This is a genomic window from Burkholderia humptydooensis (assembly GCF_001513745.1).
GTDB classification, from domain to species: domain Bacteria; phylum Pseudomonadota; class Gammaproteobacteria; order Burkholderiales; family Burkholderiaceae; genus Burkholderia; species Burkholderia humptydooensis.
The window spans coordinates 3351507-3378383 of record NZ_CP013380.1 but is presented as its reverse complement, the minus strand read 5'-3'; the positions used below and the strand labels follow the sequence as shown (position 1 = coordinate 3378383).

The window sequence follows — 26877 nt, the reverse complement described above, 5'->3', positions numbered from 1 at the left end:
CGCGTGAGGTCGATTCGCCATCAATTGCTGATCTGGCTGCTCGCGATCGTCGTGGCCGGGGTGGGGCTCGCCGGCTGGATGATCTATCGGCAGGCGCTCGCCGCCGCGAACGAGCTGTTCGACTACCAGTTGCAGCAGATCGCGGCCGCGCTGCCGTCCGAGCCGTTCTCGCAGGTGCTCGGCTCGCAGACGAACGGCGACGAAGGGATCGTGATCCAGATCTGGAACCGCAACGGCGTGCTGATGTATTTCTCGCATCCGCGCGCGCCGATCGCGCCGCGCGCGGAGCTCGGCTTCTCGACCGAGCGCACCGAGCGCGGCGCGTGGCGCGTGTACGGCGCGATCGTCGGCGACAACGTCGTGCAGCTCGCGCAGCCGCTGTCGGTGCGCAACCGGCTCGCCGCGAGCGTCGCGCTGCGCACGCTCTGGCCGCTCATCGTGCTGCTGCCGTTTCTCGGCGCGGCCGTCTGGATGATCGTCGGGCGCGGGCTCGCGCCGCTCTCGCGCATGACGCGCGCGGTCGAGGCGCGCCGGCCCGACGCGCTCGACCCGCTGCCCGATTCGCCGCTGCCGCTCGAAGTGCGCCCGCTCGTGCACGCGCTCAACGGGCTGCTCGCGCGGCTCTCGGCCGCGCTCGACACGCAAAAGGCGTTCGTCGCGGACGCCGCCCACGAGTTGCGCACGCCGCTTGCCGCCGTGCAGATCCAGGCGCAGCTCGTCGCGCGCGCGCAGGACGACGTGTCGCGCCGCGAGGCGATCGTCGATCTGCAAAGCGGCGTCACGCGCGCGACGCGTCTCGCCGAGCAACTGCTCGCGCTCGCGCGCGCGGAGCCCGGCGACGCGACGGTGCGCGAGCGCGTCGATCTGCGCGCGATCGTCGAGGAGTGCGTCGCCGCGCACGCGCCGCTCGCGCAGCGGCGCGACATCGACCTCGGCTTCGAGCAGCTCGAGGACGCGAGCGTGGACGCCGATCCCGCCGCGCTGCGCGTGATGTTCAACAACCTGCTCGACAACGCGGTGAAGTACACGCCGGCGGGCGGGCGCATCGACGTGTCGCTCGCGCGCGGCGGCGCGCGCGCATGCGTGCAGATCGGCGACAGCGGCCCCGGCATTCCGGCCGCCGAGCGCGAGCGCGTGTTCGACCGCTTCTACCGCGACACGTCCGCGCGGGCGCGCACCGACGTCGCGGGCAGCGGCCTCGGCCTCGCGATCGTCAAGCGGGTGGCCGCGCAGCAGCGCGCGACCGTGACGCTCGGCGAGGCGGCGGCGGGCGGGCTCCTCGTCAGCGTCTCGCTGCCGTGCTCGGGCGGCGCTTGACGGCACGCGTACGGCGGCATGCGGCCGCGTGCGCCCTGGCGCGGGCCCCTCGCTTGCTTCATTCGTTCAATGGTTCCCGAAGCCGATTAAGCCTGCTTTAAGTCAGGGTCGTTACGCTTCGAACCGTTAGACGAGGAGAACGATCGATGACTACCCGAATCCTTGCGCGTGGCGCAGTTGCCGTGGCCGTCGCCGCGGCGTTGTCGGCGGGGTATGTGGCGGGCACCCGCCATGCGGAGCCGCAGGTCATCACGCCGGCCGTCGCCGCGCTGATGCCGGCCGAGGCGGCCGCGAAGACTGGCATTCCCGACTTTTCCGGGCTGGTCGAGACCTACGGGCCGGCCGTCGTGAACATCAGCGCGAAGCACGTCGTGCAGCGCGCCGCGCAGCGTCGTGCGGCGCCGCAACAATTGCCGATCGACCCGGACGATCCGTTCTATCAGTTCTTCCGACATTTCTACGGGCAGATCCCCGGGATGGGCGGCGGCCGCCAGCCGCAGCCGGACGACCAGCCGAGCACGAGCCTGGGCTCCGGGTTCATCATCAGCGCGGACGGGTATATCCTGACCAACGCGCACGTGATCGACGGCGCGAACGTCGTCACCGTGAAGCTCACCGACAAGCGCGAGTACAAGGCGAAGGTCATCGGCACCGACAAGCAGTCCGACGTCGCGGTGCTGAAGATCGACGCGTCGGGCCTGCCGACCGTGAAGATCGGCGATCCGGCGCAGAGCAAGGTCGGCCAGTGGGTCGTCGCGATCGGCTCGCCTTACGGGTTCGACAACACGGTCACGTCGGGCATCATCAGCGCGAAGTCGCGCGCGTTGCCCGACGAGAACTACACGCCGTTCATTCAGACCGACGTGCCGGTGAACCCCGGCAACTCGGGCGGTCCGCTCTTCAACCTGAACGGCGAGGTGATCGGCATCAACTCGATGATCTACTCGCAGACGGGCGGCTTCCAGGGCCTGTCGTTCGCGATCCCGATCAACGAGGCGATGAAGGTGAAGGACGAGCTCGTGAAGACGGGCCACGTGAGCCGCGGCCGGCTCGGCGTCGCCGTGCAGGGGCTCAACCAGACGCTCGCGAGCTCGTTCGGCTTGCAGAAGCCCGACGGCGCGCTCGTCAGCTCGGTCGATCCGAAGGGGCCGGCCGCGAAGGCGGGGCTGCAGCCGGGCGACGTGATTCTCGGCGTCGACGGCGTGCCGGTTCAGGATTCGACGATGCTGCCCGCGCAGATCGCGGGCATGAAGCCGGGCACGAAGGCCGATCTGCAGATCTGGCGAGACAGGTCGAAGAAGACGGTGTCGGTGACGCTCGCGTCGCTGACCGACGACCAGGCGAAGGCAGGCGTCGACGGGCCCGTCGAGCAGGGGCGTCTCGGCGTCGCGGTGCGGCCGCTTTCGCCGCGCGAGCGCAACGGCTCGTCGCTCACGCACGGCCTTGTCGTCCAGCAGTCGACGGGCCCCGCCGCGAGCGCGGGCATCCAGCCGGGCGACGTGATCCTCGCGGTGAACGGGCGGCCCGTCACGAGCGCGGAACAATTGCGCGATGCGGTCAAGCGCGCGGGCAACAGCCTTGCGTTGCTGATCCAGCGCGACGACGCCCAGATTTTCGTGCCGGTCGATCTGGGCTGAGCCGGGTCGGGCCCGGCGCGACGGGCCGGCCGGCGCGGCGGCAAGGCGCGCAGGCGGCATGACGGCCGTCGTCTTCGCCGGCGGTCCTGCGGGGCCTCCGGCTTCGGCTGGCGGATTCAAGGAGCGAATCATGCGACAGCAAAGCGTTTCCAGATACCTGATCGCGGCGGCGCTGGCCTTCGGCCTCGCGGGCGTCGCGAGCGCGCAGCCCGGCCTGCCCGACGTGCAGCACCAAGGCGACGTCGGCTTCGTGTCGGGCGGCGTGGGGCTCGACGAGTCCACCGCGTTCCAGCGCAGCGAAGGCAGTTGGCCGCTCGCGCTGCGTTTCACGGGCGCGGGCGGCGAGTATCTGTCCGACGTGCACGTGTCCGTGCTCGACGCGCAAGGCGGCGAAGTGCTGAAGACCGATGCGCGCGGCCCCTACATGCTCGTCAGGCTGAAGCCGGGGCGCTACACCGTGCATGCGAGCTACAACGGCAGCGAGCAGACCCACGCGGTCACGGTGCCGGCGAAGGGCGGCACGAAGGCGGCGTTCTCGTGGAAGGCGCAGTGACCTGCTGCGGCGATGACGCCGCGCAATTTGCGGCGGTTTGGCCGATAATGCGATAACAAGCGGCGTTTCGCCGCGGCCATGCTTATTTTCGGCCGGCGCGTGCGCGCAGCGGCCGTAGGGGAAACCGATGTCCGACGCCGCAGGCCATCGCATCGAAATCGTGCCGAACCGCCATCGCGTTCGCGTGATCCATCGGGGGATCACCTATGCCGATTCGCTTGCCGCCTACACGCTGAAGGAATCGGGCGCGCCCGACGTCCAGTATCTGCCGCGCAACGACGTCAACATGTCGCGGCTCGTGCCGTCCGGCCGTGTCGCGCACTGCGCGCACAAGGGGCCGGCAACCTATTTCCATCTGCATACCGAAGACGGCGTGATCGAGAACGCCGCGTGGAGTTACGAGGAGCCGTCCGGGATCACGGACGCGATCCGGCAGTATGTCGCGTTCGATGCCGCGCGCGTCGACCGCATCGACGTGACGTCCTGACGCGGCGGTTCTTCGGGGGAGGCGATCATGGAACTGAACGACGCGTTGTACATTCCGCTCGCGCCGTCCGTCGTCTGGGATGCGCTGCAGGATCTCGCGCTCGTGCGCGCGAGCCTCGATCACTGCGAGTCGTTTTCGCGGCTCGCGCGCGGTGAATACGCGCTCGCGCTGACGGTGCCGCTCGGTCCGCTGCGTGCGCGCTACGACGTGCGCGCGCACGTCGTCAGCGAGCGCCGCGACGAGCCCGAGCACACGAGGCGCACACTGAACTTCCGGGCCCGAGCGGACGGCATCGGCGCGCTGCGCGGCCAGATCGACGTCGTGCTCGCGCCCGCCGACGACGAGCGGGGCGCAAGCCGCGGCGCACCGGCGACGCGGATCGAATACGCGGTGTGGGCGACGGCCTCCGGCCCGCTCGCCGAGCTGCCGGGGCGTCAGATCCGGAACGCGCTGCATGAGCTTGCCGACGATTTCTTCACCGAATTCTGCGCGGTCGTGCAGGCGAAGCACGGGCTCGCGCCGAACCGCGTGCGCGATGGCGCGCCGCAGCGGCAGCACGTGTTCCTGCGGCCCGCGGCGTTCGCCGCCGGCATCGCGCGCCGCGCGCACGCGCAGCACCTGGGCGGCGCGCTGACGGGGCGCGCGGCGAGCGCGCTGCATCATCGCGAATCGAACCCGGTGCCGCTCTGGGCGTGGGCCGCGATGATCTTTTTCGTCGCGCTGCTGCTGTACGCGGCGCGCTGGTTCAACGGCGGCTGAGCCGCGCGACTCCCGCCGCTGCGCCGCCCCGAACGGCGCGCGTCCGCCTTTTTCCTCGCATCCGTTCCCGCCTGATTGCCGCGAACGCGCGGGCTCTGCGCGCGCGGCCCCTTCGTCGCTCCGCGCTCAATCGTCCTTGCGCATCGCGGGGCTCGTGCGCAGCATGTCGAAGCAGCCGTCGACGAGCTTTTCCGCATGCCGCTCCGCGTCGATCTCGCCCGGCAGCATCAGCATGTCGCGCACGAAGCCGCTGACGAGCGTATGCAGCATCAGCGTCGCGCGCCACGTGTCGAGATCGGCCGGCAACTGGCCGTTCGCTACGCCCTGCGCGAGATCCGCCTCGATGTTGCGCAGCGCGTCGCGCATCCCTTCGCGGTTGCGCTGCAGGAGCGGCCCCATGTCCGCGACGTACTCGCACTTCATGAACAGGATGCTGAACACGCGCCGCAACTGCGGATCGCGCGCGGCGCCGAGCAGGCACCAGATCAGGATCTCGCGAATCCGTCCGAGCGGGTCCGCGTGCGGCTCGCCCGTGCCGGCCTTCAGTTCGTCGATCGGCAGCAGCACGCGGTCGAACATTGCGTCGAAGAGCTCGCTCTTGCTCGCGAAGTGCCAATAGATCGCGCCGCGCGTGACGCCCGCGTGCTGGGCGATGTCGGAGAGCGACGTGTGCGACACGCCTTTCTCGAAGAAGACGTGCTCGGCGGCGTCGAGAATGCGGTCGCGCGTCGCGAGCGCTTCCTCCTTCGTGCGTCTGGCCATTCAACAGCTCATTGTGTGCAAGATCGAGGTCATTGCGTGAATAACAGGGTTGCATCATAAGCGCCGCACCGGGGTCGCACGCTCGGCGTCACCGCTGTAAACCTTGGTAATGTGTAAGAAATTGTGCAGCGCACGAAGGACTTTTACATACATTCGTGAATGTATATACAATGCCAGCTTACGGCCGAATGGCCTTCGAGGCAATCAGTTAATATCCGTCTCTGCTGATTTCCCTCCTCATTGTTGTTCCGCGCGTGCTGCGCGCGGCGGCATCCCGGCACGGCAGTCGCGTGCCGCTGTTGTATTCGCAGTCAAGCAATCCAGTTGTCCGATCCGCGCCGCAAGGCGCGTTCGTGTTGTGTCCCCGAGGCCGGCACTTATTTCATCTAGTTACAAACGAGGTCGCTCCATGCGCGTCGAACGGGTTCCATACCGCTTAATCACTGTCGCGACGGCTGCCGTTTTCCTGGCCGCGTGCGGAAAAAAAGAATCGGCTCCGCCCCCTCAAACGCTCGAAGTCGGCGTGGTCACCGTCCAGCCGCAAGCCGTGCCGGTCGTCTCCGAACTGCCGGGCCGCACGAGCGCGTATCTGGTCGCGCAGGTGCGCGCGCGGGTCGACGGCATCGTGTTGCGGCGTGAGTTCACGGAAGGCAGCGACGTCAAGGCCGGCCAGCGTCTCTACAAGATCGATCCCGCGCCGTACGTCGCGCAACTGAACAGCGCGAAGGCGACGCTCGCGAAGGCGCAGGCGAACCTCGCGACGCAGAACGCGCTCGTCGCGCGCTACAAGGTGCTCGTCGCCGCGAACGCGGTCAGCAAGCAGCAGTACGACGACGCGGTCGCCGCGCAAGGGCAGGCGGCCGCCGACGTCGGCGCCGGCAGGGCCGCGGTCGAGACCGCGCAGATCAACCTCGGCTATACGGACGTGGTCTCGCCGATCACGGGCCGCGTCGGCATCTCGCAGGTCACGCCGGGCGCGTACGTGCAGGCGAGCCAGGCGACGCTGATGTCGACCGTCCAGCAGCTCGATCCGGTCTACGTCGACCTCACGCAGTCGAGCCTCGACGGCCTGAAGCTGCGCCAGGACATCCAGAGCGGGCGCATCAAGACGGAAGGCCCGGGCGCGGCGAAGGTCACGCTGATCCTCGAGGACGGCAAGCCGTACTCGGAGCCGGGCAAGCTGCAGTTCAGCGACGTCACCGTCGACCAGACGACGGGCTCGGTCACGATTCGCGCGATCTTCCCGAACAAGCAGCGCGTGCTGCTGCCGGGCATGTTCGTGCGCGCGCGCATCGAAGAGGGCGTCAACGACAACGCGTTCCTCGTCCCGCAGATCGGCGTCTCGCACGATCCGAAGGGCCAGGCGATCGCGATGATCGTCGACGGCAAGGGCAAGGTCGCGCCGCGCGTGCTCACCACGAGCGGCACGCAGGGCCAGAACTGGGTCGTCGAAGGCGGCCTGCAGGCGGGCGACCGCGTGATCGTGCAGGGCATCGACAAGGTGCGCCCGGGGATGAGCGTGAAGGCCGCCGAGGCGCAACTGCCGGCCGCGGCGGCCGGCGCGCCGGGCGCCGCGCCTGCGGGCACATCGCCTGCCCAGGCCGCGTCGGGCGCCGCGCCGTCGAGCGCCGCCGCCGCGTCGAGCGCGCAATAACAGGGGGCCTGCTTCATGGCAAAGTTTTTTATCGATCGCCCGATCTTCGCGTGGGTGATCGCCATCATCCTGATGCTGGCTGGCGTCGCGGCGATCTTCACGCTGCCGATCGCCCAGTATCCGACGATCGCGCCGCCGTCGATCCAGATCACCGCGAACTATCCGGGCGCTTCGGCGAAAACCGTCGAGGACACCGTCACGCAGGTGATCGAGCAGCAGATGAGCGGTCTCGACAACTTCCTGTACATGTCGTCGACGAGTGACGATTCGGGCAACGCGACGATCACGATCACGTTCGCGCCGGGTACGAACCCGGACATCGCGCAGGTCCAGGTGCAGAACAAGCTGTCGCTCGCGACGCCGATCCTGCCGCAGGTGGTGCAGCAGCTCGGCCTGTCGGTGACGAAGTCGAGCAGCAGCTTCCTGCTCGTGCTCGCCTTCAACTCCGAAGACGGCAGCATGAACAAGTACGACCTCGCGAACTACGTCGCGTCGCACGTGAAGGACCCGATCAGCCGGATCAACGGCGTCGGCACCGTCACGCTGTTCGGCTCGCAGTACGCGATGCGGATCTGGCTCGACCCGACGAAGCTCACGAACTACGGGCTCACGCCGGTCGACGTGACGACCGCGATCTCCGCGCAGAACGTGCAGATCGCGGGCGGCCAACTGGGCGGCACGCCGGCCGTGCCGGGCACCGTGCTGCAGGCGACGATCACCGAGGCGACGCTGCTGCAGACGCCCGAGCAGTTCGGCAACATCCTGCTGAAGGTGAACCAGGACGGCTCGCAGGTGCGGCTGAAGGACGTCGCGCAGATCGGCCTCGGCGGCGAGACGTACAACTTCGACACGAAGTACAACGGCCAGCCGACCGCGGCGCTCGGCATCCAGCTCGCGACCAACGCGAACGCGCTCGCGACCGCGAAGGCGGTGCGCGCGAAGATCGACGAGATGTCGACGTACTTCCCGCACGGCCTCGTCGTCAAGTACCCCTACGACACGACGCCGTTCGTGCGCCTGTCGATCGAGGAAGTGGTGAAGACGCTGCTCGAGGGTATCGTCCTCGTGTTCCTCGTGATGTATCTGTTCCTGCAGAACCTGCGGGCGACGATCATCCCGACGATCGCGGTGCCCGTCGTGCTGCTCGGCACGTTCGCGATCATGTCGATGGTCGGCTTCTCGATCAACGTGCTGTCGATGTTCGGTCTCGTGCTCGCGATCGGTCTGCTCGTCGACGACGCGATCGTCGTGGTCGAGAACGTCGAGCGGGTGATGGCGGAAGAGGGCCTGCCGCCGAAGGAAGCGACGCGCAAGGCGATGGGCCAGATCACGGGCGCGCTCGTCGGCGTCGCGCTCGTGCTGTCGGCGGTGTTCGTGCCGGTGGCGTTCTCCGGCGGCTCGGTCGGCGCGATCTATCGTCAGTTCTCGCTGACGATCGTGTCGGCGATGGTGCTCTCCGTGCTCGTCGCGTTGATTCTGACGCCGGCGCTGTGCGCGACGATCCTCAAGCCGATTCCGCAAGGGCATCACGAGGAGAAGAAGGGCTTCTTCGGCTGGTTCAACCGGACCTTCAACTCGAGCCGCGACAAGTACCACGTCGGCGTCCACCACGTGATCAAGCGCTCGGGCCGCTGGCTCATCATCTATCTCGCGGTGATCGTCGCGGTCGGCCTGCTGTTCGTGCGCCTGCCGAAGTCGTTCCTGCCCGACGAGGACCAGGGCCTGATGTTCGTGATCGTCCAGACGCCGTCGGGCTCGACGCAGGAGACGACCGCGCGCACGCTCGCGAACATTTCCGACTACCTGCTCAAGCAGGAAAAGGACATCGTCGAATCCGCGTTCACGGTGAACGGCTTCAGCTTCGCGGGCCGCGGCCAGAACTCGGGCCTCGTGTTCGTCAAGCTGAAGGACTACTCGCAGCGGCAGAGCGCGAACCAGAAGGTGCAGGCGCTGATCGGCCGGATGTTCGGACGCTACGCGGGCTACAAGGACGCGCTCGTGATTCCGTTCAACCCGCCGTCGATTCCCGAACTCGGCACGGCGGCCGGCTTCGACTTCGAGCTGACCGACAGCGCGGGTCTCGGCCACGACGCGCTGATGGCCGCGCGCAACCAGTTGCTCGGGATGGCCGCGAAGGACCCGACGCTGCAAGGCGTGCGTCCGAACGGGCTGAACGACACGCCGCAGTACAAGGTCGACATCGATCGCGAGAAGGCGAACGCGCTCGGCGTGACCGCGGATGCGATCGACCAGACGTTCTCGATCGCGTGGGCGTCGAAGTACGTGAACAACTTCCTCGACACCGACGGCCGGATCAAGAAGGTGTACGTGCAGTCCGACGCGCCGTTCCGGATGACGCCTGAGGACATGAACATCTGGTACGTGCGCAACGGCTCGGGCGGGATGGTGCCGTTCTCGGCGTTCGCGACCGGCCACTGGACCTACGGCTCGCCGAAGCTCGAGCGCTACAACGGCATCTCGGCGATGGAAATCCAGGGCCAGGCCGCGCCGGGCAAGTCGACCGGCCAGGCGATGACGGCGATGGAAGCGCTCGCGAAGAAGCTGCCGACGGGCATCGGCTATTCGTGGACGGGGCTGTCGTTCCAGGAAATCCAGTCGGGCTCGCAGGCGCCGATCCTGTACGCGATCTCGATCCTCGTCGTGTTCCTGTGTCTCGCCGCGCTGTATGAAAGCTGGTCGATCCCGTTCTCGGTGATCATGGTCGTGCCGCTCGGCGTGATCGGCGCGCTGCTCGCGGCGACGCTGCGCGGGCTCGAGAACGATGTGTTCTTCCAGGTCGGTCTGTTGACGACGGTGGGTCTGTCCGCGAAGAATGCGATTCTGATCGTCGAGTTCGCGCGCGAGCTGCAGCGGACGGAGAAGATGGGGCCGATCGAGGCGGCGCTCGAGGCGGCGCGGCTGCGGCTGCGTCCGATCCTGATGACGTCGCTCGCGTTCATTCTCGGCGTGCTGCCGCTCGCGATCAGCAACGGCGCCGGCTCGGCGAGCCAGCACGCGATCGGCACCGGCGTGATCGGCGGGATGATCACCGCGACGTTCCTCGCGATCTTCATGATCCCGATGTTCTTCGTGAAGGTGCGGGCCGTGTTCAGCGGCGAGAAGGAAGACGTCGACGAAGCGCTGCGCCTCGCGCACGAGCACATGCACCGTGACGAAAAGCCGGAGCACGGCGACGACGCCGGCAAGAAGGATTAACAGATGAAGCGAAAACATGCTTTGACTGCACTCGCAGTCGCCCTGCTCGCCGCGGGCTGCACGCTCGCGCCGCGCTACGAGCGTCCGGCCGCGCCGGTGTCGGGCGCGTTCCCGACCGACGGCGTCTACGCCGCGCAGCCGGGCGCCGCGTCCGGCGCGCGCAGCGCGAACGGCCAGTCGGCCGTCGACATCGGCTGGCGCGAGTTCTTCGTCGATCCGCGCCTGCAGCGGCTGATCGAGACCGCGCTGAAGAACAACCGCGATTTGCGCGTCTCGGTGCTGAACGTCGAGGCGTCCCGCGCGCAGTATCAGATCACGCGCGCGGGCCTGTTCCCGACGCTCGACGGCACCGGCACGGGCACGATCCAGCGCTATCCGGCCGGCGTGTCGACGACGGGCCAGCCGCTCATCACGCGGACCTACAACGTCGGCGTGTCCGCGTCGTGGGAGCTCGACCTGTTCGGCCGCGTGCAGAGCCTGAAGGACCAGGCGCTCGCGCAATACTTCGCGACCGCGCAGGCGCGCAAGGCGGCGGAGATCTCGCTCGTCGCGCAAGTCGCCGATCAGTATCTGACGCTGCTGTCGACCAACGACCTGCTGCAGATCACGCAGAACACGCTGAAGACGGCGCGCGCGTCGTACGACCTGACGAAGCTGCAGTTCGACAACGGCACCGGCTCGGAGCTCGATCTGCGGCAGGCGCAGACGGTCGTCGAGACGGCGCTCGCGAACCAGCAGGCGCAGGCGCGCGCGCGGGCGCAGGCGCTCAACGCGCTCGTGCTGCTGATCGGCGAGCCGCTGCCCGACGATCTGCCGGCCGGCCTGCCGCTGAACGCGCAGAACCTGCTGACGGACATCCCGGCCGGGCTGCCGTCCGATCTGCTGACGCGGCGCCCCGACATCATGCAGGCCGAGCAGACGCTGCGCGCGGCGAACGCGAACATCGGCGCGGCGCGCGCGGCGTTCTTCCCGAAGATCTCGCTCACGGGCGCGTTCGGCACCGCGAGCCCGACGCTCGGCGGCCTGTTCAAGGCGGGCACGGCGGCGTGGTCGTTCGCGCCGAGCATCGCGCTGCCGATCTTCGAAGGCGGGCAGAACATCGCGAACCTCGATCTCGCGCACGTGCAGAAGCGCATCGAGATCGCGAACTACGAGAAGGCGATCCAGAGCGCGTTCCGCGAGGTGTCGGACGGGCTCGCCGCGCGCGGCACGTACGATCAGCAGATCGCGGCGCTCGAGCGCAACGAGCATGCGCAGCAGCGCCGCTACGATCTGTCGGACCTGCGCTACAAGAACGGCGTCGACAGCTATCTGTCGGTGCTGACCGCGCAGACGGATCTGTACTCGGCGCAGCAGCAACTGATCAGCGCGCGGCTCGCGCGCTGGACGAACCTCGTCGATCTGTATCGCGCGCTGGGCGGCGGCTGGATCGAGCGCGCGGGCGAGACGCCGCGCCCGGCCGATGCGCCCGTCGACTACGGCAAGGCGGCCGCGCCGGCGTCGGCGACGCCGGCTGCGGCAGCCAGCGCGCCGGCGGCCGGCTGAGCGTTCGCCGGCGCCGCGCGCCGGACGAAGGCAGCCGATTCGTTCGTCGCGCGGCACGCGATCGGCCGCGGATTCGCCGCATCGCGACGCACCAACAAGAACCCCGCGTTCTTCGGAGCGCGGGGTTTTTGTTGGGGTGTGGCTGTCGGTTCCGGCCGGCGTCGTGTCGGTTCCATGATGCGATGCCGCTTCGGCCGCGCCGCGCGATGGCGGCTCAATGCAGATCGACCGGCCGCCCGTCGAAGTCGTGCCCCGCGCGGCGAATGTCGCAGCGTGCGTCCTTCTCGCCCTTCATGCCGTTGAACACCAGATTGAGCACGACGGCCGATACCGACGCGAGCAGGATCCCGCTATGGAGGATCGGCGCGAGCGCGGCGGGGAGCTTCGAGAAGAAGTTCGGCGACACGACGGGCACGAGCCCGAGGCCGATGCTCACCGCGACGATGAACAGGTTGTGGTGGTTGCGCACGAAGTCGACCTTCGACAGCACCTTCACGCCATTCGCGGCCACCATCCCGAACATCACGATGCCCGCGCCGCCGAGCACGAACGGAGGCACCGACGCGACGAGCTGCGCCATCTTCGGAAAGAGCCCGAGCAGCACGAGGATCATGCCGCCCGTCGCGCAGACGAAGCGGCTCTTCACGCCCGTCACGCCGATCAACCCGACGTTCTGCGAGAACGACGTGTGCGGAAACGAATTGAAGATGCCGCCGATCAGCGTGCCGAGCCCGTCGACGCGCAGCCCGCGCACGAGCGTCTCCTGATCGACCGGGCGCTCGACCATGTCGCCGACCGCGAGGAACATCCCGGTCGATTCGATGAACGTGACGAACATCACGATCACCATCGTCGCGATCGACAGCGGATCGAAATGCGGGAGTCCGAAATGGAAAGGCGCGACGAAGCCGACCCACGGCGCTGCCGCCACGCCGTCGGTGTTCACGCGGCCCGCGGCGAACGCGATCGCGAAGCCCGCGACCATGCCGAGCAGCACCGAGATGTTCGCGACGAAGCCGCGGCCGAACTTGTTGATGACGAGGATCAGCGCGAGCACGATGAACGACAGGCCGAGATAGACGGGGTCGCCGTAGTTCGGATTGCCGACGCCGCCCGCCGCCCAGTTGATGCCGACCTCCATCAGCGACAGCCCGATCACCGAGATCACGGTGCCGACGACGACGGGCGGAAAGAACCGCAACAGCCTGCCGATCATCGGCGCGAGCACGATGCCGATCGCGCCCGCGGCGATCGTCGAGCCGAAGATGTCGAGGATGCCGAGGCCGGGATTCGTGCCGATCGCGATCATCGGGCCGACGGCCGCGAACGTGCAGCCCATGATGACGGGCAGGCGGATGCCGAAGATCCACACGCCGAGCGTCTGGATCAGCGTCGCGATTCCGCACGCGAACAGGTCCGCGCTGATGAGGAATGCAATCTGGTCTTTCGGCAGCTTGAGCGCGCCGCCGACGATGAGCGGCACCGCGACGGCGCCCGCATACATGACGAGAACGTGCTGCAGCCCGAGCGTCAGCAGCTTGCCGGACGGCAATACCTCGTCGCACGGATGGACCGTGTTCGATTGCATTTGTCTCACTCCATGATCTTGTTTTGACGGTGGTTCAACGTTATGCGCATTGACGAATCGCAACAAGAGCGCGGGTTTCTATTCCGTGCTTCGCTGCGTCGATATGCGCGCCGGGCATGCTGGAGCGATGTGTTCATCTCGGGGGCCTGCGCGAGCGGGTGAGTGATGCCGTTTTATCGCCAGCCAAAATTGATCGGTCGACGCCGCCAAATATCGTCTGGTTTATGGTCTGTATCGTCGTATCGGCATAGTGGCCGTGCGCGATGCGCGAAAAGCGCAGCGGGTTTACCCCCTGTGCAGCCGCTTCGGCCAGGAATCAGGGCCATGCGCGCGGCGCGCGCGAGCATCGGCGGCCCGCACGGGTATCATCGGCGTCGGCTCATTCGAATCCATGTTCCGTTATGCGATTTCTCGGCATCGATCTGGGGACCGGGTCCCTCAAGCTCGCGATCGTCGACGGCGACGGCCGCGTGTGCGCGTCATCGGGCGCCGCGTATGCGGTGGCGACGCCGCAGCCCGGCTGGGCGGAGATCGACGTCGACATATGGTGGCGCGCGCTCGTCGACGCCGCGATGCGGCTGTCCGGGCAGGAACGCGCGCAGGTGCGCGCGATCGGCTTTTCGGGGCAGATGCATGGCGTCGTGCTGGCCGACGCGTCGGGACGCGCGCTGCGGCCCGCGATGCTGTGGCCCGATGCGCGCGCGACCGCGCTCGTCGCACGCTGGCCCGCGTCGCCGAATCCGGTGTCGCCCGGCATGGCGGGGCCGTTGCTCGCGTGGCTCGCCGCGCACGAGCCGCACACGCTGCGCGCCGCGCGCTGGGCGCTGCAGCCGAAGGACTGGCTGCGCGCGGCGTTGGGCGGCGACCTCGCGAGCGATCCGTCCGATGCGTGCGCGACCGCGCTCGCCGGCCCGGACGGCGACTGGGACGATGCGCTGATCGCCTCGCTCGGCTTGCCGCGTGCGCTGTTCGCGGCGCCGCGCGCGTCGGACGCGCGGTGCGGCGCGCTGTCGGCCGACGCGGCGCGCGCGCTCGGCCTGCCAGCCGGAATCGCGCTCGCGACGGGCGCGGGCGACACGCCGTGCGCGGCGCTCGGCAGCGGCCTCGCGCATGACGGCGACGCGCTTCTCACGACGGGCACGGGCGGGCAGATCGTCGTGCTGACCGCGCAGGGCGCTGCGCCGCGCGCGGGCCTGCACCGCTATCGCGCGGCGGGCGGCGCGCGCTATTACACGATGGCCGCGATGCAGAACGTCGGGATCGCGCTCGAATCGGCGCGCGGCTGGCTCGTCTATCCGGATTGGCGCGCCGCATACGACGACGCGTTCGGCGCGAGCGCATCGCCGCGGATCAGCTTCCTGCCGTACCTGACGGGCGAGCGCTCACCGTGGATGAATCCCGCCGCGCGCGGCGGCTGGCTCGGCCTGTCGCTCGGCGATTCGCGCGGCGCGCTGATGCGCGCGGCGTTCGAAGGCGTCGCGTTCGCGTTGCGCGCGGGGCTCGACGCGATTCGCGCGGACGGCTCGCCCGTGCGCACGCTGCGGCTCGCGGGCGGCGGCTCGGTCGAGCCGCGCTGGCGGCAACTGCTTGCCGATGCGCTCGATGTCGAGCTGCACGCGGTCGACGGCGCGGACGCCGCCGCGCGCGGCGCGGCGCTGCTCGGCGGCGTCGCGGCGGGGCGCTGGCGCGCGGCGGAGCTCGCCGCGCTCGCGCCGGGCGCGACGCGCGTCGCCGCGCCGACGCACGATGCGGCGCTCGCCGCGCGCCACGCGCGTTTCATCGACCTGTATCGGCGGACCGAAGGGTGGTTCGACGCAGGCGGGTGAGCCGGTCCGCCGCGCCGGCGGGATGCGCTTCGCATGAGTTGCATGGCCGCCGCGCCCAATGCGTCAGTCCGCGTCGCCGCTCACCGGCACGTCGCGCACGCCGGTGCCGGAGAACCGCTCGCGATACGCGCCGGGCGTCACGCCGAGGCGGCGCATGAATACGCGCCGCAACTGGTCGTCGGAATGAAACCCGCTGCGCACGGCGACCGTCTTCAGCGGCAGCGTTTCCTGCTCGAGCAGGCGGCGCGCTTTTTCGAGCCGCGCGATTTCGATGAATTCGGCCGGGCGATAGCCGGTCTCCCGCACGAACACGCGGACGAAGTTGCGCTCGCTCATCGCGGCGCGCTTCGCGAGCTGCGCGATGCCCAGACGCTCGTCGAGCGAGTTCAGGATCCAGTCCTGGACGTCGCGGATCGACGCGTGCGCGGTCATCTGGCTCGCCAGATACACGCTGAACTGCGACTGGCCGCCCGGCCGCCTCAGATAGATCACGAGATCGCGCGCGACGGCGAGCGCGATCTCGCGGCCGAGATCCTCCTCGACCATCGCGAGCGCGAGATCGAGACCGGCCGTGACGCCCGCCGACGTCCACACGTTGCCTTCCCGGACGAAGATCGCATCGGGCTCCACCTTCACCGCCGGATAGCGCGCCTGCAACATGGGGGCAACGCTCCAGTGCGTCGTCGCGCGGCAGCCGTCGAGCATGCCGGACTCGGCGAGAAAGAAGCAGCCCGAGCACAGCCCGACCATCCGGCCGATGCGGCGCGACACGTCGCGGCACCATCCGACGAGCATCGACGTGTCGCGCAGCGCGCGCTCGATGTCGCGCGCGCCGACGACGATCGCCGTGTCCGGCACGGCGAGCGTGTCGAGCGCCTTTGTCGCCTCGAGCACGATGAGGGTGTCGGACTTGACCGGGCCCTTCGCGGGCGCGGCGATCTGAAGATCGTAGACGGGCGCGAGCCCGGCGGCGGCGAGCCGCGCATTCGCGTAGTCGAACACGTTGATGACGCCGACGGCCTCGATTGCCTTGAATCCCGGATAGATCACGACGTCGACGGTCGTCGTCCGATGCCGGGGGGAAATTTCCGCTGCCATGCCGCTTCACCATCGACTTGCCGAGACCGCGCCGATCTTAACCCACTTGGCGCGGCGCGGCGCGAGCGGCCGCCGGCGCGGCCGCCCGAGCCTGACAACTTTCCGCCGAATCCTGCCAATTTCCGCGCCGCAGCCGCCGGGCCGGCCGCGCATGCGGCTACACTGGGCGATATTCCATCCTGTGACTTCTCCGGAGAACACGCATGAAGACGAAAGCCGCGATCGCCTGGAAGGCGGGCGAACCGCTGACGATCGAAGAGGTCGATCTCGAAGGACCGCGCGCGGGCGAGGTACTGATCGAAGTGAAGGCCACCGGCATCTGCCACACCGATTACTACACGCTGTCGGGTGCGGACCCCGAAGGCCTCTTCCCGGCGATCCTCGGGCACGAGGGCGCGGGCGTCGTCGTCGATGTCGGGCCGGGCGTCGGCACGCTGAAGAAGGGCGATCATGCGATTCCGCTCTACACGCCCGAATGCCGCGAGTGCAAGTTCTGCCTGTCTCGCAAGACGAACCTGTGCCAGAAGATCCGCGCGACGCAAGGGCGCGGCCTGATGCCGGACGCGACGTCGCGCTTCTCGATCGGCGGCAAGCCGATCTTCCACTACATGGGCACGTCGACGTTCTCGAACTACATCGTCGTCCCCGAGATCGCGGTGGCGAAGGTGCGCGAGGACGCGCCGTTCGACAAGATCTGCTACATCGGCTGCGGCGTGACGACGGGCGTGGGCGCGGTCGTCTACTCGGCGAAGGTCGAGGCGGGCGCGAACGTCGTCGTGTTCGGCCTGGGCGGCATCGGCCTGAACGTGATCCAGGGCGCGAAGATGGTGGGCGCGGACAAGATCATCGGCGTCGACATCAACCCGAAGCGCGTCGCGCTCGCGAAGAAGTTCGGCATGACGCACTTCATCGACCCGAACGAGGTCGAGAACGTCGTCGATCACATTGTGCAGCTCACCGACGGCGGCGCCGACTACTCGTTCGAATGCATCGGCAACGTGAAGGTGATGCGCCAGGCGCTCGAGTGCACGCACAAGGGCTGGGGCCAGTCGTTCATCATCGGCGTGGCGGCGGCGGGCGAGGAGATCAGCACGCGGCCGTTCCAGCTCGTGACGGGCCGCGAATGGAAGGGCTCCGCGTTCGGCGGCGCGCGCGGGCGCACCGACGTGCCGAAGATCGTCGACTGGTACATGGAAGGCAAGATCAACATCGACGACCTGATCACGCACACGCTGCCGCTCGAGAAGATCAACGACGGCTTCGACCTGATGAAGAAGGGCGAGTCGATCCGCTCGGTCGTGCTGTACTGATCAGGAGTCTTGCATGGGGACGACGATGCTCGAACTCGTTTCGTCGCACGCGTGTCACGGCGGCGAGCAGCGCTTCTATCGGCACGCGTCGAAGACGATCGGATTGCCGATGAAGTTCTCGGCGTACCTGCCGCCGCAGGCCGCGCACGGCCGCGTGCCGGCGCTGTTCTATCTCGCGGGGCTCACGTGCACCGAGGAGACGTTCGCGATCAAGGCGGGCGCGCAGCGCTTCGCCGCGCAGCACGGCATCGCGCTCGTCGCGCCCGATACGAGCCCGCGCGGCGCGCTCGTGCCGGGCGAGGCGGATGCGTGGGATTTCGGCGTCGGCGCGGGCTTCTACCTGAACGCGACCGAGGCGCCGTGGTCGCCGCACTGGCGGATGGAGTCATACGTCGCCGACGAGCTGCGCGGCGTGGCCGCGGCCGAGCTGCCGATCGACGGCGCGCGGCTCGGGATCTTCGGCCACTCGATGGGCGGCCACGGCGCGCTCGTGCTCGCGCTGCGCCATCCGGACCTGTATCGCTCGGTGTCGGCGTTCGCGCCGATCGCCGCGCCGTCGCGCTGCCCGTGGGGCGAGAAGGCGTTTTCGGGCTATCTCGGCGGCGATCGCGAAGCGTGGAAGCAGTACGACGCGAGCGAGCTCGTCGCGCGCGCCGACGCGAAGCGGTTCGCCGAAGGCATCCTGATCGATCAGGGGCTCGCCGACCCGTTCCTGCCGACGCAGCTCAACCCCGACGTGTTCGAGGCCGCGTGCCGCGCGGCGGGCCAGCCGCTCACGCTGCGCCGTCACGCGGGCTACGATCACGGCTACTACTTCATCTCGACGTTCATCGCCGATCACATCGAGCATCACGCGCGCGTGCTCGGCCGATGAGCCGGTGAGCGCGCGTGACGCGGCGCGTTGTGTCGCGTCGCGCCGAACATCGAGCGACTCGCTTCGCGAGCCGCCGCGCGTCATGCTTCACGCGTGATGCCGTTTCCCCATGAGGCTCGCGCCGTAGACGAGCGCCGACAGCGCGGTGATCCAGAAGCTCGTCGGCCAGTCGGTGTAGTACGCGAGCGCGATGCCGAGCCATGCTTCGCCGAGCGCGAACGCGGCCGCGAGCCAGACGCCCGCCGACAGCCGCGTCGCGAGATTCTGCGCGGCGGCGGCCGGCCCGACGAGCAGCGTGAACACGAGCAGCACGCCGACGATCTGCGTGCACGCGGCGACGGCGAGCGCGCAGATCGACAGGAACAGGATCGACACGAGCCGCAGCGACACGCCTTTCGCCTCCGCGAGCTCCGGCTGCAGCGACGCGAACAGGAGCGGCCGCGCGATCGCCGCCAGCGCGGCGAGGCTCACCGCGCCGATCGCGGCGAGCACGACGAGCGTGGCGTGGTTCACGCCGAGCACGTTGCCGAACAGCAGCGCCGTGACCTGCGTCGCGTAGCTCGTGTAGAAATGCAGGAACAGCAGCCCGCAGCCGAGCGCGACCGACAGGATCACGCCGATCGCGACGTCGCGGCCCGCGAGCCGCTCGCCGAGCGCGCCCATCCCGATGCCGGCGGCGAGCGTGAAGCCGAGCATCCCCCAGATCGGCGACAGCCCGAACAGCACCGCGCCCGTCGCGCCGGTGAAGCCAACGTGCGACAGTGCGTGGCCAGCGAACGTCTGCCCGCGCAGCACGAGGAAGTAGCCGACGATGCCCGCGAGCACGGCGACGATCCCCGCAGCCGCGAACGCGTTGATCATGAATTCGTATTCAAACATCGTGTGAGCGCCCGCCGCCGTGTGAATGCGCATGCCCGTGACCGTGCGCGTGGCCATGATCGTGTCCGTGACCGTGGTCGCGCTCGTCCTCGTGCCCGTGATCGTGCTTCTCGATTTCGACGCCGCCGGACATCACGAAGATGCGCCCGTTCACGCGCATCACGTCGATCGGCGAGCCGTACAGGCGCGACAGCACGGGCTTCGTGATCACTTCGTCGACGGTGCCGAGCGCCGCGACGCCGTTGCCGAGATACAGCACGCGGTCGAGCGCGTTCAGGAGCGGATTGAGCTCGTGCGCGGAGAACAGCACGGTGATGCCGAGCTCGCGCTGCACGCGCCGCACGAGCTCGACGACGCCGCGCTGATGGTTCGGATCGAGGCTGATGAGCGGCTCGTCGAGCAGCAGCAGCTTCGGCGTGCCGAGCAGGCACTGCGCGAGCAGGAGGCGCTGGCGCTCGCCGCCGGAGAGTTCGGACAGCGGCCGTTTCGCGAGCGAGCCAGCGTCGACGAGATCGAGCACGCGATCGACGTCGGCCGCGACCGCGGCGCTCGCGTGCGGCAGCCCCCAGCGGTGGCCGTCCGCCGCCATCGCGACGAAGTCGCGGCCGCGCACGCGCCGCCCGGCGAGCGCGCTGCGGATCTGCGGCATGTAGCCGATCGCCGGATTGCCGCGCGCCACGGGCTCGCCCGCGACGCGAATCGCGCCGGACTGCGCGGGCACGAGGCCGAGCACGGCGCGCATCAGCGTCGTCTTGCCCGCGCCGTTCGGCCCGAGCACGCCGACGAATTCGCCGGGCTCGACGGCGAAGCTCACGTCGCGCAGGATCGTGCGGCCGCCGAGCGCGAGCGTCACGCGATCGAGTTCGAGCGCATGCATGGGGTGGGTCATGTCGTTGCCATCGCGAACATCGTTACGGGCGCGCGCCGAGCGCGGCGGCGAGCGCGTCGAGCTGCGCGAGCATCCATTGCTGGAAGCTCTTGCCGGCGGGCTGTGTCTCCGTGACGCTCACGATCGGCACGCGCGCGTCCCGCGCGAGCCCGAGCATGCGCTTCGTCATCGGCTCGACCGCCTGGCTGTTGTAGATCAGCACGCGCACCTGGCGCTTCCTCAGGTCGTTCTCGAACGCGGCGATGTCGGCGGGGCTCGCCTCGGTGCTGTTCATCGTCGCGAGCTGGAAGCGCTGGTTGCGCATGTCGAGCCCGATCGCGTCGGCCATGTAGCCGAACACGGGCTCCGTCGCGGTCACGGGCGCGCCCTTGTAGCGCGCGCGCAGCTCGGCCACCTTCGCATCGATCGGCTTCAGCGACGCGATGAACTTCGAGAGATTCGCATCGTACTCGGCCTTGTGCGCGGGGTCCGCCGAGCCGAGCGCCGCGGCGAGCGCGCGCGCGGCGGCGGGCATCGTCGCCGGGTCGTACCACAGGTGCGGGTTGTCGCCCGCCTTCTTGCCGACGAGCTCGGCGACGACGACGGTCGCGCGCTTCGCGTTCTTCGACGCGGCGAGGAGCTTCGCCATCCACGGATCGTAGTCGGCGCCGTTGTAGATCACGAGATCCGCGCGCTGCAGCTCGCGCGCGACCTTCGGGCTCGCCTCGAACAGATGCGGGTCCTGATCGGGATTGCTGAGGATGTTCGACACGGCGACGCGCGCGCCGCCGATCTGCTTCGCGACGTCGCCGTAGAAGTTCTCGGCGGCGACGACCTTGAGCGTCGCGTTTTGCGCGAACGCGGCGCCCGTGAGCGCGAGCGCGGCGACGCCGGCGGCGAGCGTGCGCGCCGCGCGCAGCAGCGGCGACGCGCGCAGCTCGAGCGCCGGGCGCGCGGAGCGCGACGAGTGCGCCGGGCCCGGCGAAGAGGCAAACTTGCGCAGCGGCGCGCGCAACGTGGCGGCAAGGGACATGTGGTTGATCCTCGATTCGGTTGACGGAATGAAAGGCCGGAAAAAGCAAAAGCCGGGAAAAGCGGCCGGCCGCTCGGTCAGGCGGCCAGCCCGGTGACCAACCGGGCGAGCCGCCCCGCGGCCGGAAAGCGCGGCGGGCGGGTTCAGCCGTGGTGCGCGTGCTTCGTCTTGCACTGTCCGCACAGGCCGGTCAGCTCGACGACTTGCCGATGCACCTCGAAGCCGTGCGCGGGCGCGCTCGACGACAGTTGCTTCGCGAGATCGCCGCCGGGAATCTCGACGGTGTCGCCGCATTCCTCGCAGATCAGGAATTGCCCTTCGTGCGGCTTGCCGATCTCGCAGCACGCGATGAACGCGTTCTTCGATTCGATCCGGTGGATGAAGCCGTGCTCGACGAGAAATTCGAGCGCGCGGTAGACGGTCGTCGGCGGCACGCGGCCGCGCTGCGGCTCGAGTTCGGCGAGCAGATCGTACGCGCCGATCGGCCGGCCGGCGGCGAGCACGCGCTCGTAGACCTGGCGGCGCAGCGGCGTCCACGCGAGGCCGTGCTCGGCGGCGAACGCGTCGGCGCGGGAAAGGCGGGCGGCGAGGGAGTGGGTCGAGGCCATCGTGCGAACCGGTCGGCGGGGAGATGGCGTGATGATATAACGTATCTGGCCGCGCTGCATCCCCGTGCCGCCCGCCTTGCCCGTCGCCCTTGTCCCGCGCGCTCCGCCCGGGATCGCAATGCGGCGGCGCATCATCGAAACACCGATTTCCCGCCTTGACAGTGCCGGTTTCGTGGTCGATCATTCGTTCACGTATAGAGCAAATGATCGGACTGTGAGCGAACGCTCGATTCCACGGCCGGCGGCACAACGTATAACGAATCGGAGACACCAGTGAGACTGCAGCAGAAGGTCGCGATCCTGACGGGCGCGGCAAGCGGTATCGGCGAAGCGGTGGCGCGACGCTATCTGGAGGAGGGCGCGCGCTGCGTCCTCGTCGATCTGAAACCGGCCGACGGCGCGCTCGCGCGGCTCATCGGCGCGCATGCCGAGCGCGCGATCGCCGTGTCGGCGGACGTCACGCGCCGCGACGACATCGCGCGCATCGTCGCCACCGCCGTCGAGCGCTTCGGCGGCGTCGACATCCTGTTCAACAACGCGGCGCTCTTCGATATGCGCCCGCTCCTCGACGAATCGTGGGACGTGTTCGACCGCCTGTTCGCCGTCAACGTGAAGGGCATGTTCTTCCTGATGCAGGCGGTCGCGCAGCGGATGGTCGAGCAGGGGCGCGGCGGCAAGATCATCAACATGTCGTCGCAGGCGGGACGCCGCGGCGAGGCGCTCGTGTCGCACTACTGCGCGACGAAGGCCGCGGTGCTGAGCTATACGCAGTCGGCCGCGCTCGCGCTCGCCAAGCACGGGATCAACGTGAACGGCATCGCGCCGGGCGTCGTCGACACGCCGATGTGGGAGCAGGTCGATGCCCTCTTCGCCCGCTACGAGAACCGGCCGCTCGGCGAGAAGAAGCGGCTCGTCGGCGAAGCGGTGCCGCTCGGCCGGATGGGCGTGCCCGACGATCTGACGGGCGCCGCGCTCTTTCTCGCGTCGGCGGACGCCGACTACATCACCGCCCAGACGCTGAACGTCGACGGCGGCAACTGGATGAGCTGACATCATGGCCGCGATCGTCGCCGCGGGCGAGCTGCTCGCCGAATTCGTCGCCGCGAAGCGCGGCCAGGGCTTCGACGCGCCGGGCGAGTTCGCCGGCCCGTTCCCGAGCGGCGCGCCCGCGATCTTCGCCGATCAGGCGGCGCGCATGGGCGCGTCGGTCGCGTATGCGGGCTGCGTCGGCCGCGACGCGTTCGGCGACGCGATCGTCGCGCGACTCGCGGGCCACGGCGTCGACGTCGCGCGCATCCGCCGCGCCGCGCGGCCCACGGGCATCGCGTGCGTCGCGTATCGCGCGGACGGCGGCCGGCAATTCATGTTCAGCATCGAAGGCAGCGCGAGCGCGCTGCTCGAGCCGGCCGACGTCGATCCGTCGATGTTCGCGGGCTGCCGCTATTTCCACGTGATGGGCTCGTCGCTCACGAGCGAGAACGCGATCGCCGCGGTCAAGCGCGGCGTGATCGAGGCGGCGCGCGTCGGCGCAAAGATCTCGTTCGATCCGAACGTGCGCGCCGAGATGCTCGCGTTCGCGCCGATGCGCGCGGCGCTGCACGACATGCTCGACGCGTGCCACCTGTTCCTGCCGAGCGAGGCCGATCTGCCGTTCTTCTGCGGACCGCAGCCGGCCGAGCGCGCGATCGCGGGGCTGCTCGCGACGCATCCGCTTCTCGAGCGCGTCGTGCTCAAGCGCGGCGCGGCGGGCAGCGCCGCGTTCGACCGCACGGGCAGCGTCGCCGCGCCCGCCTACGAGACCGTCGAAATCGATCCGACGGGCGCGGGCGACTGTTTCGGCGGCACGTTCGTCGCGTGCACGATCGCGGGGCTGCCCGTCGCGACCGCGCTCGCGCGCGCGAATGCGGCGGGCGCGCTTGCGGTGTCGCGCGTCGGGCCGATGGAGGGCAACAGCATGCCGGACGACATCGACCGTTTTCTCGCCGAGCGGGGTGTGCGATGCGCAGCGTGAGCACGGTCGCCGAACGCCCGCGCGCGAGCGACCACGCGCAGTTGCTGCGCGAGATCTTCGACGCGAATCGCGCGGGCCGCGCGAGCGGCATCTATTCGGTATGCAGCGCGCATCGCCTCGTGCTCGAAGCGGCGTTCGAAGCGGCGCGCGCCGACGAATCGCCGCTGCTCGTCGAGGCGACCTGCAATCAGGTCAATCATCGCGGCGGCTATACCGGGATGACGCCCGCGGATTTCCGGCGCGACGTCGACGCGCTCGCGCGCGACGCGGGCTTTCCGGCGCAGGCGCTGATTCTCGGCGGCGATCATCTCGGCCCGAATCCGTGGCGGCATCTCGCCGCGCGCGATGCGATGCGCGAGGCGCGGGCGATGGTCGCCGCGTACGTCGGCGCGGGCTTCACGAAGATCCATCTCGACGCGAGCATGGCGTGCGCGGACGACGCCGCGCCGCTGTCCGACGAGACGATCGCCGAGCGCGCCGCGCAGTTGTGCGCGGCCGCCGAGGAAGCGGCGGCCGTGGCGGGCGTATCGCCCGTCTACGTGATCGGCACCGAGGTGCCGACGCCGGGCGGCGAGGTGAGCGCGGCGGCAACGGGCACGGCCAACGATGCGGACGACGAAGCGAATCGGCCGGCGTGCGATGCGCGCGATGTGCACGGCGAGGCGGCCGATGGCGGCGGCGCGTTTTCGCAGATCGAAGTCACGCGCGCCGACAGCGTGAGCGCGACGCTCGCCGCGCACCGCGACGCCTTCGCGCGGCGCGGCTTGCAGCATGCATGGTCGCGCGTGATCGCGATCGTCGCGCAGCCGGGCGTCGATTTCGACGATCGCCGCGTGCTCGACTACGATCCGGCGCGCGCGGCCGCGCTCGGCGCGAGCATCCTGCGCACGCCGCCGCTCGTGTTCGAAGCGCATTCGACCGACTATCAGACGGAAGGCGCGCTCGCCGCGCTCGTGCGCGATCACTTCGCGATCCTGAAGGTCGGGCCGGCGCTGACGTTCGCGCTGCGCGAGGCGCTGTTCGCGCTGACCTACATCGAGGACGCGCTCTTCGACGACGCGTCCAAGCGCTCGCAACTGCGCGACGTGATCGACGCGGCGATGCGCGAGCGCCCCGAATACTGGGCGCCGTATTACCGCGGCGACGCGCTCGCGCAGCGGATCGCGCGCCAGTTCAGCTACAGTGACCGGATTCGCTATTACTGGCTGCAGCCCGCGGTCGCGGCGGCGCTCGAGCGCCTTTTCGACAACCTCGCGCGCCGCGCGCCGCCCGAGACGCTCGTCGCGCAATGGCTGCCCGACGTGTACGCGGCATGCCGGCGCGGCGCGCTCGCGCGCGAGCCCGTCGCGTGGGTGCGCCACCGGGTCCGGGACGTGATCTCGCGCTACGCGCGCGCGTGCGGGATGCAGCAAAGCGCTTGAAGCAGTCCGCCCGCCGGGCGGCAACACGATATCAAAACAGGAGACATGCCATGCAACGAAAGACGCTCATCGCCGCCGCCGCACGCGTTGCCGCGCTCGTCGCGCTCGCGTCGCCGGCGCTCGCCGCGCAGGCGGCGACGCTGACGATCGCGACGCTCAACAACCCGGACATGATCGAGCTGAAGAAGCTGTCGTCCGCGTTCGAGAGGGCGAACCCGGACATCCGGCTCAACTGGGTGATCCTCGAGGAGAACGTGCTGCGCCAGCGCGCGACGACCGACATCACGACGGGCAGCGGCCAGTTCGACGTGATGGCGATCGGCACGTACGAGGCGCCGCAGTGGGGCAAGCGCGGCTGGCTCGCGCCGATGACGAACCTCTCCGCCGATTACGACCTGAACGACGTGATCAAGACGGCGCGGGATTCGCTGTCGTACAACGGCCAGCTTTACGCGCTGCCGTTCTACGTCGAGAGCTCGATGACGTTTTACCGGAAAGATCTGTTCGCGGCGAAGGGCCTGAAGATGCCCGAGCAGCCGACCTACGACCAGATCGCCGAATTCGCCGACAAGCTGACCGACCGCGCGAACGGCACCTACGGGATCTGCCTGCGCGGCAAGGCGGGCTGGGGCGAGAACATGGCGTACGTGTCGACGGTCGTCAACACGTTCGGCGGCCGCTGGTTCGACGAGAACTGGAACGCGCAGCTCACGTCGCCCGAGTGGAAGAAGGCGATCAACTTCTACGTGAACCTGCTGAAGAAGAACGGGCCGCCGGGCGCGAGCTCGAACGGCTTCAACGAGAACCTGACGCTCACCGCGTCGGGCAAGTGCGCGATGTGGATCGACGCGACGGTCGCCGCCGGCATGCTGTACAACAAGCAGCAGTCGCAGGTCGCGGACAGGATCGGCTTCGCGGCGGCGCCGGTGGCCGTCACGCCGAAGGGCTCGCATTGGCTGTGGGCGTGGGCGCTCGCGATTCCGAAGACATCGAAGCAGCAGGACGCGGCGAAGAAGTTCGTCACGTGGGCGACGTCGAAGCAGTACGTCGAGATGGTCGGCAAGGACGAGGGCTGGGCGTCGGTGCCGCCGGGCACGCGCCAGTCGACCTATCAGCGCGCCGAGTACAAGGCCGCCGCGCCGTTCTCCGATTTCGTGCTGAAGGCGATCCAGACCGCCGATCCGACCGATCCGTCGCTGAAGAAGGTGCCGTACACGGGCGTCCAGTACGTCGGGATTCCTGAATTCCAGTCGTTCGGCACGGTGGTCGGCCAGGCGATCGCGGGGGCGGTCGCGGGCCAGATGAGCGTCGATCAGGCGCTCGCCGCGGGGCAGGCGGCGGCCGACCGCGCGGTGCGCCAGGCCGGCTACCGGAAGTGAAGCGCCGCGCGCGCGGCGCCCGATGCGGGCGCGGCGCGCACGGCATCGCAGC

23 protein-coding genes are annotated in these 26877 nt (G+C 69.2%); 16 read left to right on the top strand and 7 right to left on the bottom strand.

Annotation, left to right across the window (positions count from 1 at the left end):
- Positions 1-3: 3 nt before the first annotated feature.
- From AQ610_RS15095 to AQ610_RS15075, 5 genes are all read left to right on the top strand, one after another.
- Positions 4-1317, top strand: coding sequence for an ATP-binding protein (locus AQ610_RS15095; RefSeq protein ID WP_043282031.1), 1314 nt, complete (start codon positions 4-6; stop codon positions 1315-1317).
- Between the two features lie 146 nt (positions 1318-1463).
- Positions 1464-2954, top strand: a complete 1491-nt coding sequence (locus tag AQ610_RS15090; RefSeq protein WP_043282032.1) for a DegQ family serine endoprotease — start codon at positions 1464-1466, stop codon at positions 2952-2954.
- A gap of 130 nt (positions 2955-3084) precedes the next feature.
- A complete protein-coding gene (locus AQ610_RS15085; protein ID WP_006024718.1) occupies positions 3085-3507 on the top strand; it encodes a carboxypeptidase-like regulatory domain-containing protein in 423 nt (140 codons plus the stop codon).
- A gap of 127 nt (positions 3508-3634) precedes the next feature.
- The gene (locus tag AQ610_RS15080) at positions 3635-3994 is read left to right on the top strand and encodes a DUF427 domain-containing protein (protein ID WP_006024719.1); all 360 of its coding nucleotides are present in this window, start codon (positions 3635-3637) and stop codon (positions 3992-3994) included.
- A gap of 27 nt (positions 3995-4021) precedes the next feature.
- Complete coding sequence (locus tag AQ610_RS15075; RefSeq protein WP_006024720.1) at positions 4022-4753, top strand: SRPBCC family protein; 732 nt, start codon at positions 4022-4024, stop codon at positions 4751-4753.
- A 126-nt stretch (positions 4754-4879) separates the two neighbouring features.
- Here the strand turns inward: AQ610_RS15075 and bpeR are convergent, their stop codons facing one another.
- Positions 4880-5515 carry a TetR family transcriptional regulator BpeR gene (gene bpeR, locus AQ610_RS15070; RefSeq protein ID WP_006024721.1) on the bottom strand — a complete coding sequence of 212 codons (636 nt, stop codon included), beginning with the start codon at positions 5513-5515 and terminating at the stop codon, positions 4880-4882.
- A 243-nt stretch (positions 5516-5758) separates the two neighbouring features.
- Here bpeR and AQ610_RS33725 point away from each other — a divergent pair, with 243 nt between their 5' ends.
- Genes AQ610_RS33725 through oprB form a run of 4 tightly spaced genes read left to right on the top strand, consistent with a single transcriptional unit; the run spans position 5759 to position 11930 of the window.
- Complete coding sequence (locus tag AQ610_RS33725; RefSeq protein WP_009911389.1) at positions 5759-5905, top strand: hypothetical protein; 147 nt, start codon at positions 5759-5761, stop codon at positions 5903-5905.
- A gap of 19 nt (positions 5906-5924) precedes the next feature.
- Complete coding sequence (bpeA, locus tag AQ610_RS15065; RefSeq protein ID WP_043282033.1) at positions 5925-7169, top strand: efflux RND transporter periplasmic adaptor BpeA; 1245 nt, start codon at positions 5925-5927, stop codon at positions 7167-7169.
- Positions 7170-7184: 15 nt separating this feature from the next.
- A complete protein-coding gene (gene bpeB / locus AQ610_RS15060; RefSeq protein WP_006024723.1) occupies positions 7185-10385 on the top strand; it encodes an efflux RND transporter permease BpeB in 3201 nt (1066 codons plus the stop codon).
- 3 nt (positions 10386-10388) lie between these two features.
- Positions 10389-11930: an efflux RND transporter outer membrane subunit OprB gene (oprB, locus tag AQ610_RS15055; protein WP_045554869.1), complete on the top strand. Its 1542-nt coding sequence runs from the start codon at positions 10389-10391 to the stop codon at positions 11928-11930.
- Between the two features lie 214 nt (positions 11931-12144).
- On the opposite strand, the gene AQ610_RS15050 is transcribed toward oprB, so the two are convergent.
- Entirely contained in the window at positions 12145-13518 is a 1374-nt protein-coding gene (locus tag AQ610_RS15050) for a nucleobase:cation symporter-2 family protein (protein WP_006024725.1), read from the bottom strand.
- 401 nt (positions 13519-13919) lie between these two features.
- On the opposite strand from AQ610_RS15050, the gene AQ610_RS15045 reads away from it, so the two are divergent.
- Positions 13920-15344 carry a xylulokinase gene (locus AQ610_RS15045; protein ID WP_006024726.1) on the top strand — a complete coding sequence of 475 codons (1425 nt, stop codon included), beginning with the start codon at positions 13920-13922 and terminating at the stop codon, positions 15342-15344.
- A 63-nt stretch (positions 15345-15407) separates the two neighbouring features.
- Here AQ610_RS15045 and AQ610_RS15040 read toward each other — a convergent pair whose 3' ends face one another.
- A complete protein-coding gene (locus AQ610_RS15040; protein ID WP_006024727.1) occupies positions 15408-16442 on the bottom strand; it encodes a GlxA family transcriptional regulator in 1035 nt (344 codons plus the stop codon).
- A gap of 203 nt (positions 16443-16645) precedes the next feature.
- On the opposite strand from AQ610_RS15040, the gene AQ610_RS15035 reads away from it, so the two are divergent.
- Both AQ610_RS15035 and fghA read left to right on the top strand, forming a co-directional pair.
- Complete coding sequence (locus AQ610_RS15035; RefSeq protein WP_006024728.1) at positions 16646-17752, top strand: S-(hydroxymethyl)glutathione dehydrogenase/class III alcohol dehydrogenase; 1107 nt, start codon at positions 16646-16648, stop codon at positions 17750-17752.
- A 13-nt stretch (positions 17753-17765) separates the two neighbouring features.
- Positions 17766-18626, top strand: coding sequence for an S-formylglutathione hydrolase (gene fghA, locus AQ610_RS15030; RefSeq protein ID WP_006024729.1), 861 nt, complete (start codon positions 17766-17768; stop codon positions 18624-18626).
- A gap of 87 nt (positions 18627-18713) precedes the next feature.
- Here fghA and AQ610_RS15025 read toward each other — a convergent pair whose 3' ends face one another.
- The 4 genes from AQ610_RS15025 to AQ610_RS15010 all read right to left on the bottom strand — a co-directional run bounded on the left by AQ610_RS15025 (position 18714) and on the right by AQ610_RS15010 (position 22014).
- A complete protein-coding gene (locus AQ610_RS15025; RefSeq protein ID WP_006024730.1) occupies positions 18714-19505 on the bottom strand; it encodes a metal ABC transporter permease in 792 nt (263 codons plus the stop codon).
- Positions 19498-20382: an ABC transporter ATP-binding protein gene (locus AQ610_RS15020; RefSeq protein ID WP_006024731.1), complete on the bottom strand. Its 885-nt coding sequence runs from the start codon at positions 20380-20382 to the stop codon at positions 19498-19500. Before AQ610_RS15020 ends, AQ610_RS15025 begins: the two co-directional genes overlap by 8 nt.
- Positions 20383-20416: 34 nt before the next feature.
- Positions 20417-21406 (bottom strand): metal ABC transporter solute-binding protein, Zn/Mn family, encoded by a 990-nt coding sequence (locus AQ610_RS15015; protein ID WP_006024732.1) that lies wholly within the window; start codon positions 21404-21406, stop codon positions 20417-20419.
- 143 nt (positions 21407-21549) lie between these two features.
- Complete coding sequence (locus AQ610_RS15010) at positions 21550-22014, bottom strand: Fur family transcriptional regulator (RefSeq protein ID WP_006024733.1); 465 nt, start codon at positions 22012-22014, stop codon at positions 21550-21552.
- Between the two features lie 273 nt (positions 22015-22287).
- Here AQ610_RS15010 and AQ610_RS15005 point away from each other — a divergent pair, with 273 nt between their 5' ends.
- From AQ610_RS15005 to AQ610_RS14990, 4 genes are read left to right on the top strand one after another with little or no spacing between them, the layout of a single operon-like run.
- Complete coding sequence (locus AQ610_RS15005; RefSeq protein ID WP_006024734.1) at positions 22288-23064, top strand: L-iditol 2-dehydrogenase; 777 nt, start codon at positions 22288-22290, stop codon at positions 23062-23064.
- A gap of 4 nt (positions 23065-23068) precedes the next feature.
- Complete coding sequence (locus tag AQ610_RS15000; protein ID WP_006024735.1) at positions 23069-24025, top strand: sugar kinase; 957 nt, start codon at positions 23069-23071, stop codon at positions 24023-24025.
- Positions 24013-25446: a D-tagatose-bisphosphate aldolase, class II, non-catalytic subunit gene (locus tag AQ610_RS14995; protein WP_009911410.1), complete on the top strand. Its 1434-nt coding sequence runs from the start codon at positions 24013-24015 to the stop codon at positions 25444-25446. The genes AQ610_RS15000 and AQ610_RS14995 overlap by 13 nt, the downstream gene beginning before the upstream one ends.
- 50 nt (positions 25447-25496) lie before the next feature.
- A complete protein-coding gene (locus AQ610_RS14990) occupies positions 25497-26825 on the top strand; it encodes an ABC transporter substrate-binding protein (protein ID WP_006024737.1) in 1329 nt (442 codons plus the stop codon).
- The last annotated feature ends 52 nt before the right edge of the window (positions 26826-26877 follow it).

Excerpts from the sequence above, each read along its gene's own strand:
- AQ610_RS15035 (WP_006024728.1), top strand. The coding sequence starts at position 16,646 with ATGAAGACGAAAGCCGCGATCGCCTGGAAGGCGGGCGAACCGCTGACG.
- AQ610_RS15050 (WP_006024725.1), bottom strand. The coding sequence starts at position 13,518 with ATGCAATCGAACACGGTCCATCCGTGCGACGAGGTATTGCCGTCCGGC.
- fghA (WP_006024729.1), top strand. The coding sequence starts at position 17,766 with ATGGGGACGACGATGCTCGAACTCGTTTCGTCGCACGCGTGTCACGGC.
- bpeB (WP_006024723.1), top strand. The coding sequence starts at position 7,185 with ATGGCAAAGTTTTTTATCGATCGCCCGATCTTCGCGTGGGTGATCGCC.
- AQ610_RS15015 (WP_006024732.1), bottom strand. The coding sequence starts at position 21,406 with ATGTCCCTTGCCGCCACGTTGCGCGCGCCGCTGCGCAAGTTTGCCTCT.
- AQ610_RS15010 (WP_006024733.1), bottom strand. The coding sequence starts at position 22,014 with ATGGCCTCGACCCACTCCCTCGCCGCCCGCCTTTCCCGCGCCGACGCG.
- oprB (WP_045554869.1), top strand. The coding sequence starts at position 10,389 with ATGAAGCGAAAACATGCTTTGACTGCACTCGCAGTCGCCCTGCTCGCC.
- AQ610_RS15020 (WP_006024731.1), bottom strand. The coding sequence starts at position 20,382 with ATGCATGCGCTCGAACTCGATCGCGTGACGCTCGCGCTCGGCGGCCGC.
- AQ610_RS15025 (WP_006024730.1), bottom strand. The coding sequence starts at position 19,505 with ATGTTTGAATACGAATTCATGATCAACGCGTTCGCGGCTGCGGGGATC.
- bpeR (WP_006024721.1), bottom strand. The coding sequence starts at position 5,515 with ATGGCCAGACGCACGAAGGAGGAAGCGCTCGCGACGCGCGACCGCATT.
- AQ610_RS15090 (WP_043282032.1), top strand. The coding sequence starts at position 1,464 with ATGACTACCCGAATCCTTGCGCGTGGCGCAGTTGCCGTGGCCGTCGCC.
- AQ610_RS14990 (WP_006024737.1), top strand. The coding sequence starts at position 25,497 with ATGCAACGAAAGACGCTCATCGCCGCCGCCGCACGCGTTGCCGCGCTC.
- AQ610_RS15045 (WP_006024726.1), top strand. The coding sequence starts at position 13,920 with ATGCGATTTCTCGGCATCGATCTGGGGACCGGGTCCCTCAAGCTCGCG.
- AQ610_RS15080 (WP_006024719.1), top strand. The coding sequence starts at position 3,635 with ATGTCCGACGCCGCAGGCCATCGCATCGAAATCGTGCCGAACCGCCAT.
- AQ610_RS15000 (WP_006024735.1), top strand. The coding sequence starts at position 23,069 with ATGGCCGCGATCGTCGCCGCGGGCGAGCTGCTCGCCGAATTCGTCGCC.
- AQ610_RS14995 (WP_009911410.1), top strand. The coding sequence starts at position 24,013 with ATGCGCAGCGTGAGCACGGTCGCCGAACGCCCGCGCGCGAGCGACCAC.
- AQ610_RS15075 (WP_006024720.1), top strand. The coding sequence starts at position 4,022 with ATGGAACTGAACGACGCGTTGTACATTCCGCTCGCGCCGTCCGTCGTC.
- bpeA (WP_043282033.1), top strand. The coding sequence starts at position 5,925 with ATGCGCGTCGAACGGGTTCCATACCGCTTAATCACTGTCGCGACGGCT.
- AQ610_RS15040 (WP_006024727.1), bottom strand. The coding sequence starts at position 16,442 with ATGGCAGCGGAAATTTCCCCCCGGCATCGGACGACGACCGTCGACGTC.
- AQ610_RS15085 (WP_006024718.1), top strand. The coding sequence starts at position 3,085 with ATGCGACAGCAAAGCGTTTCCAGATACCTGATCGCGGCGGCGCTGGCC.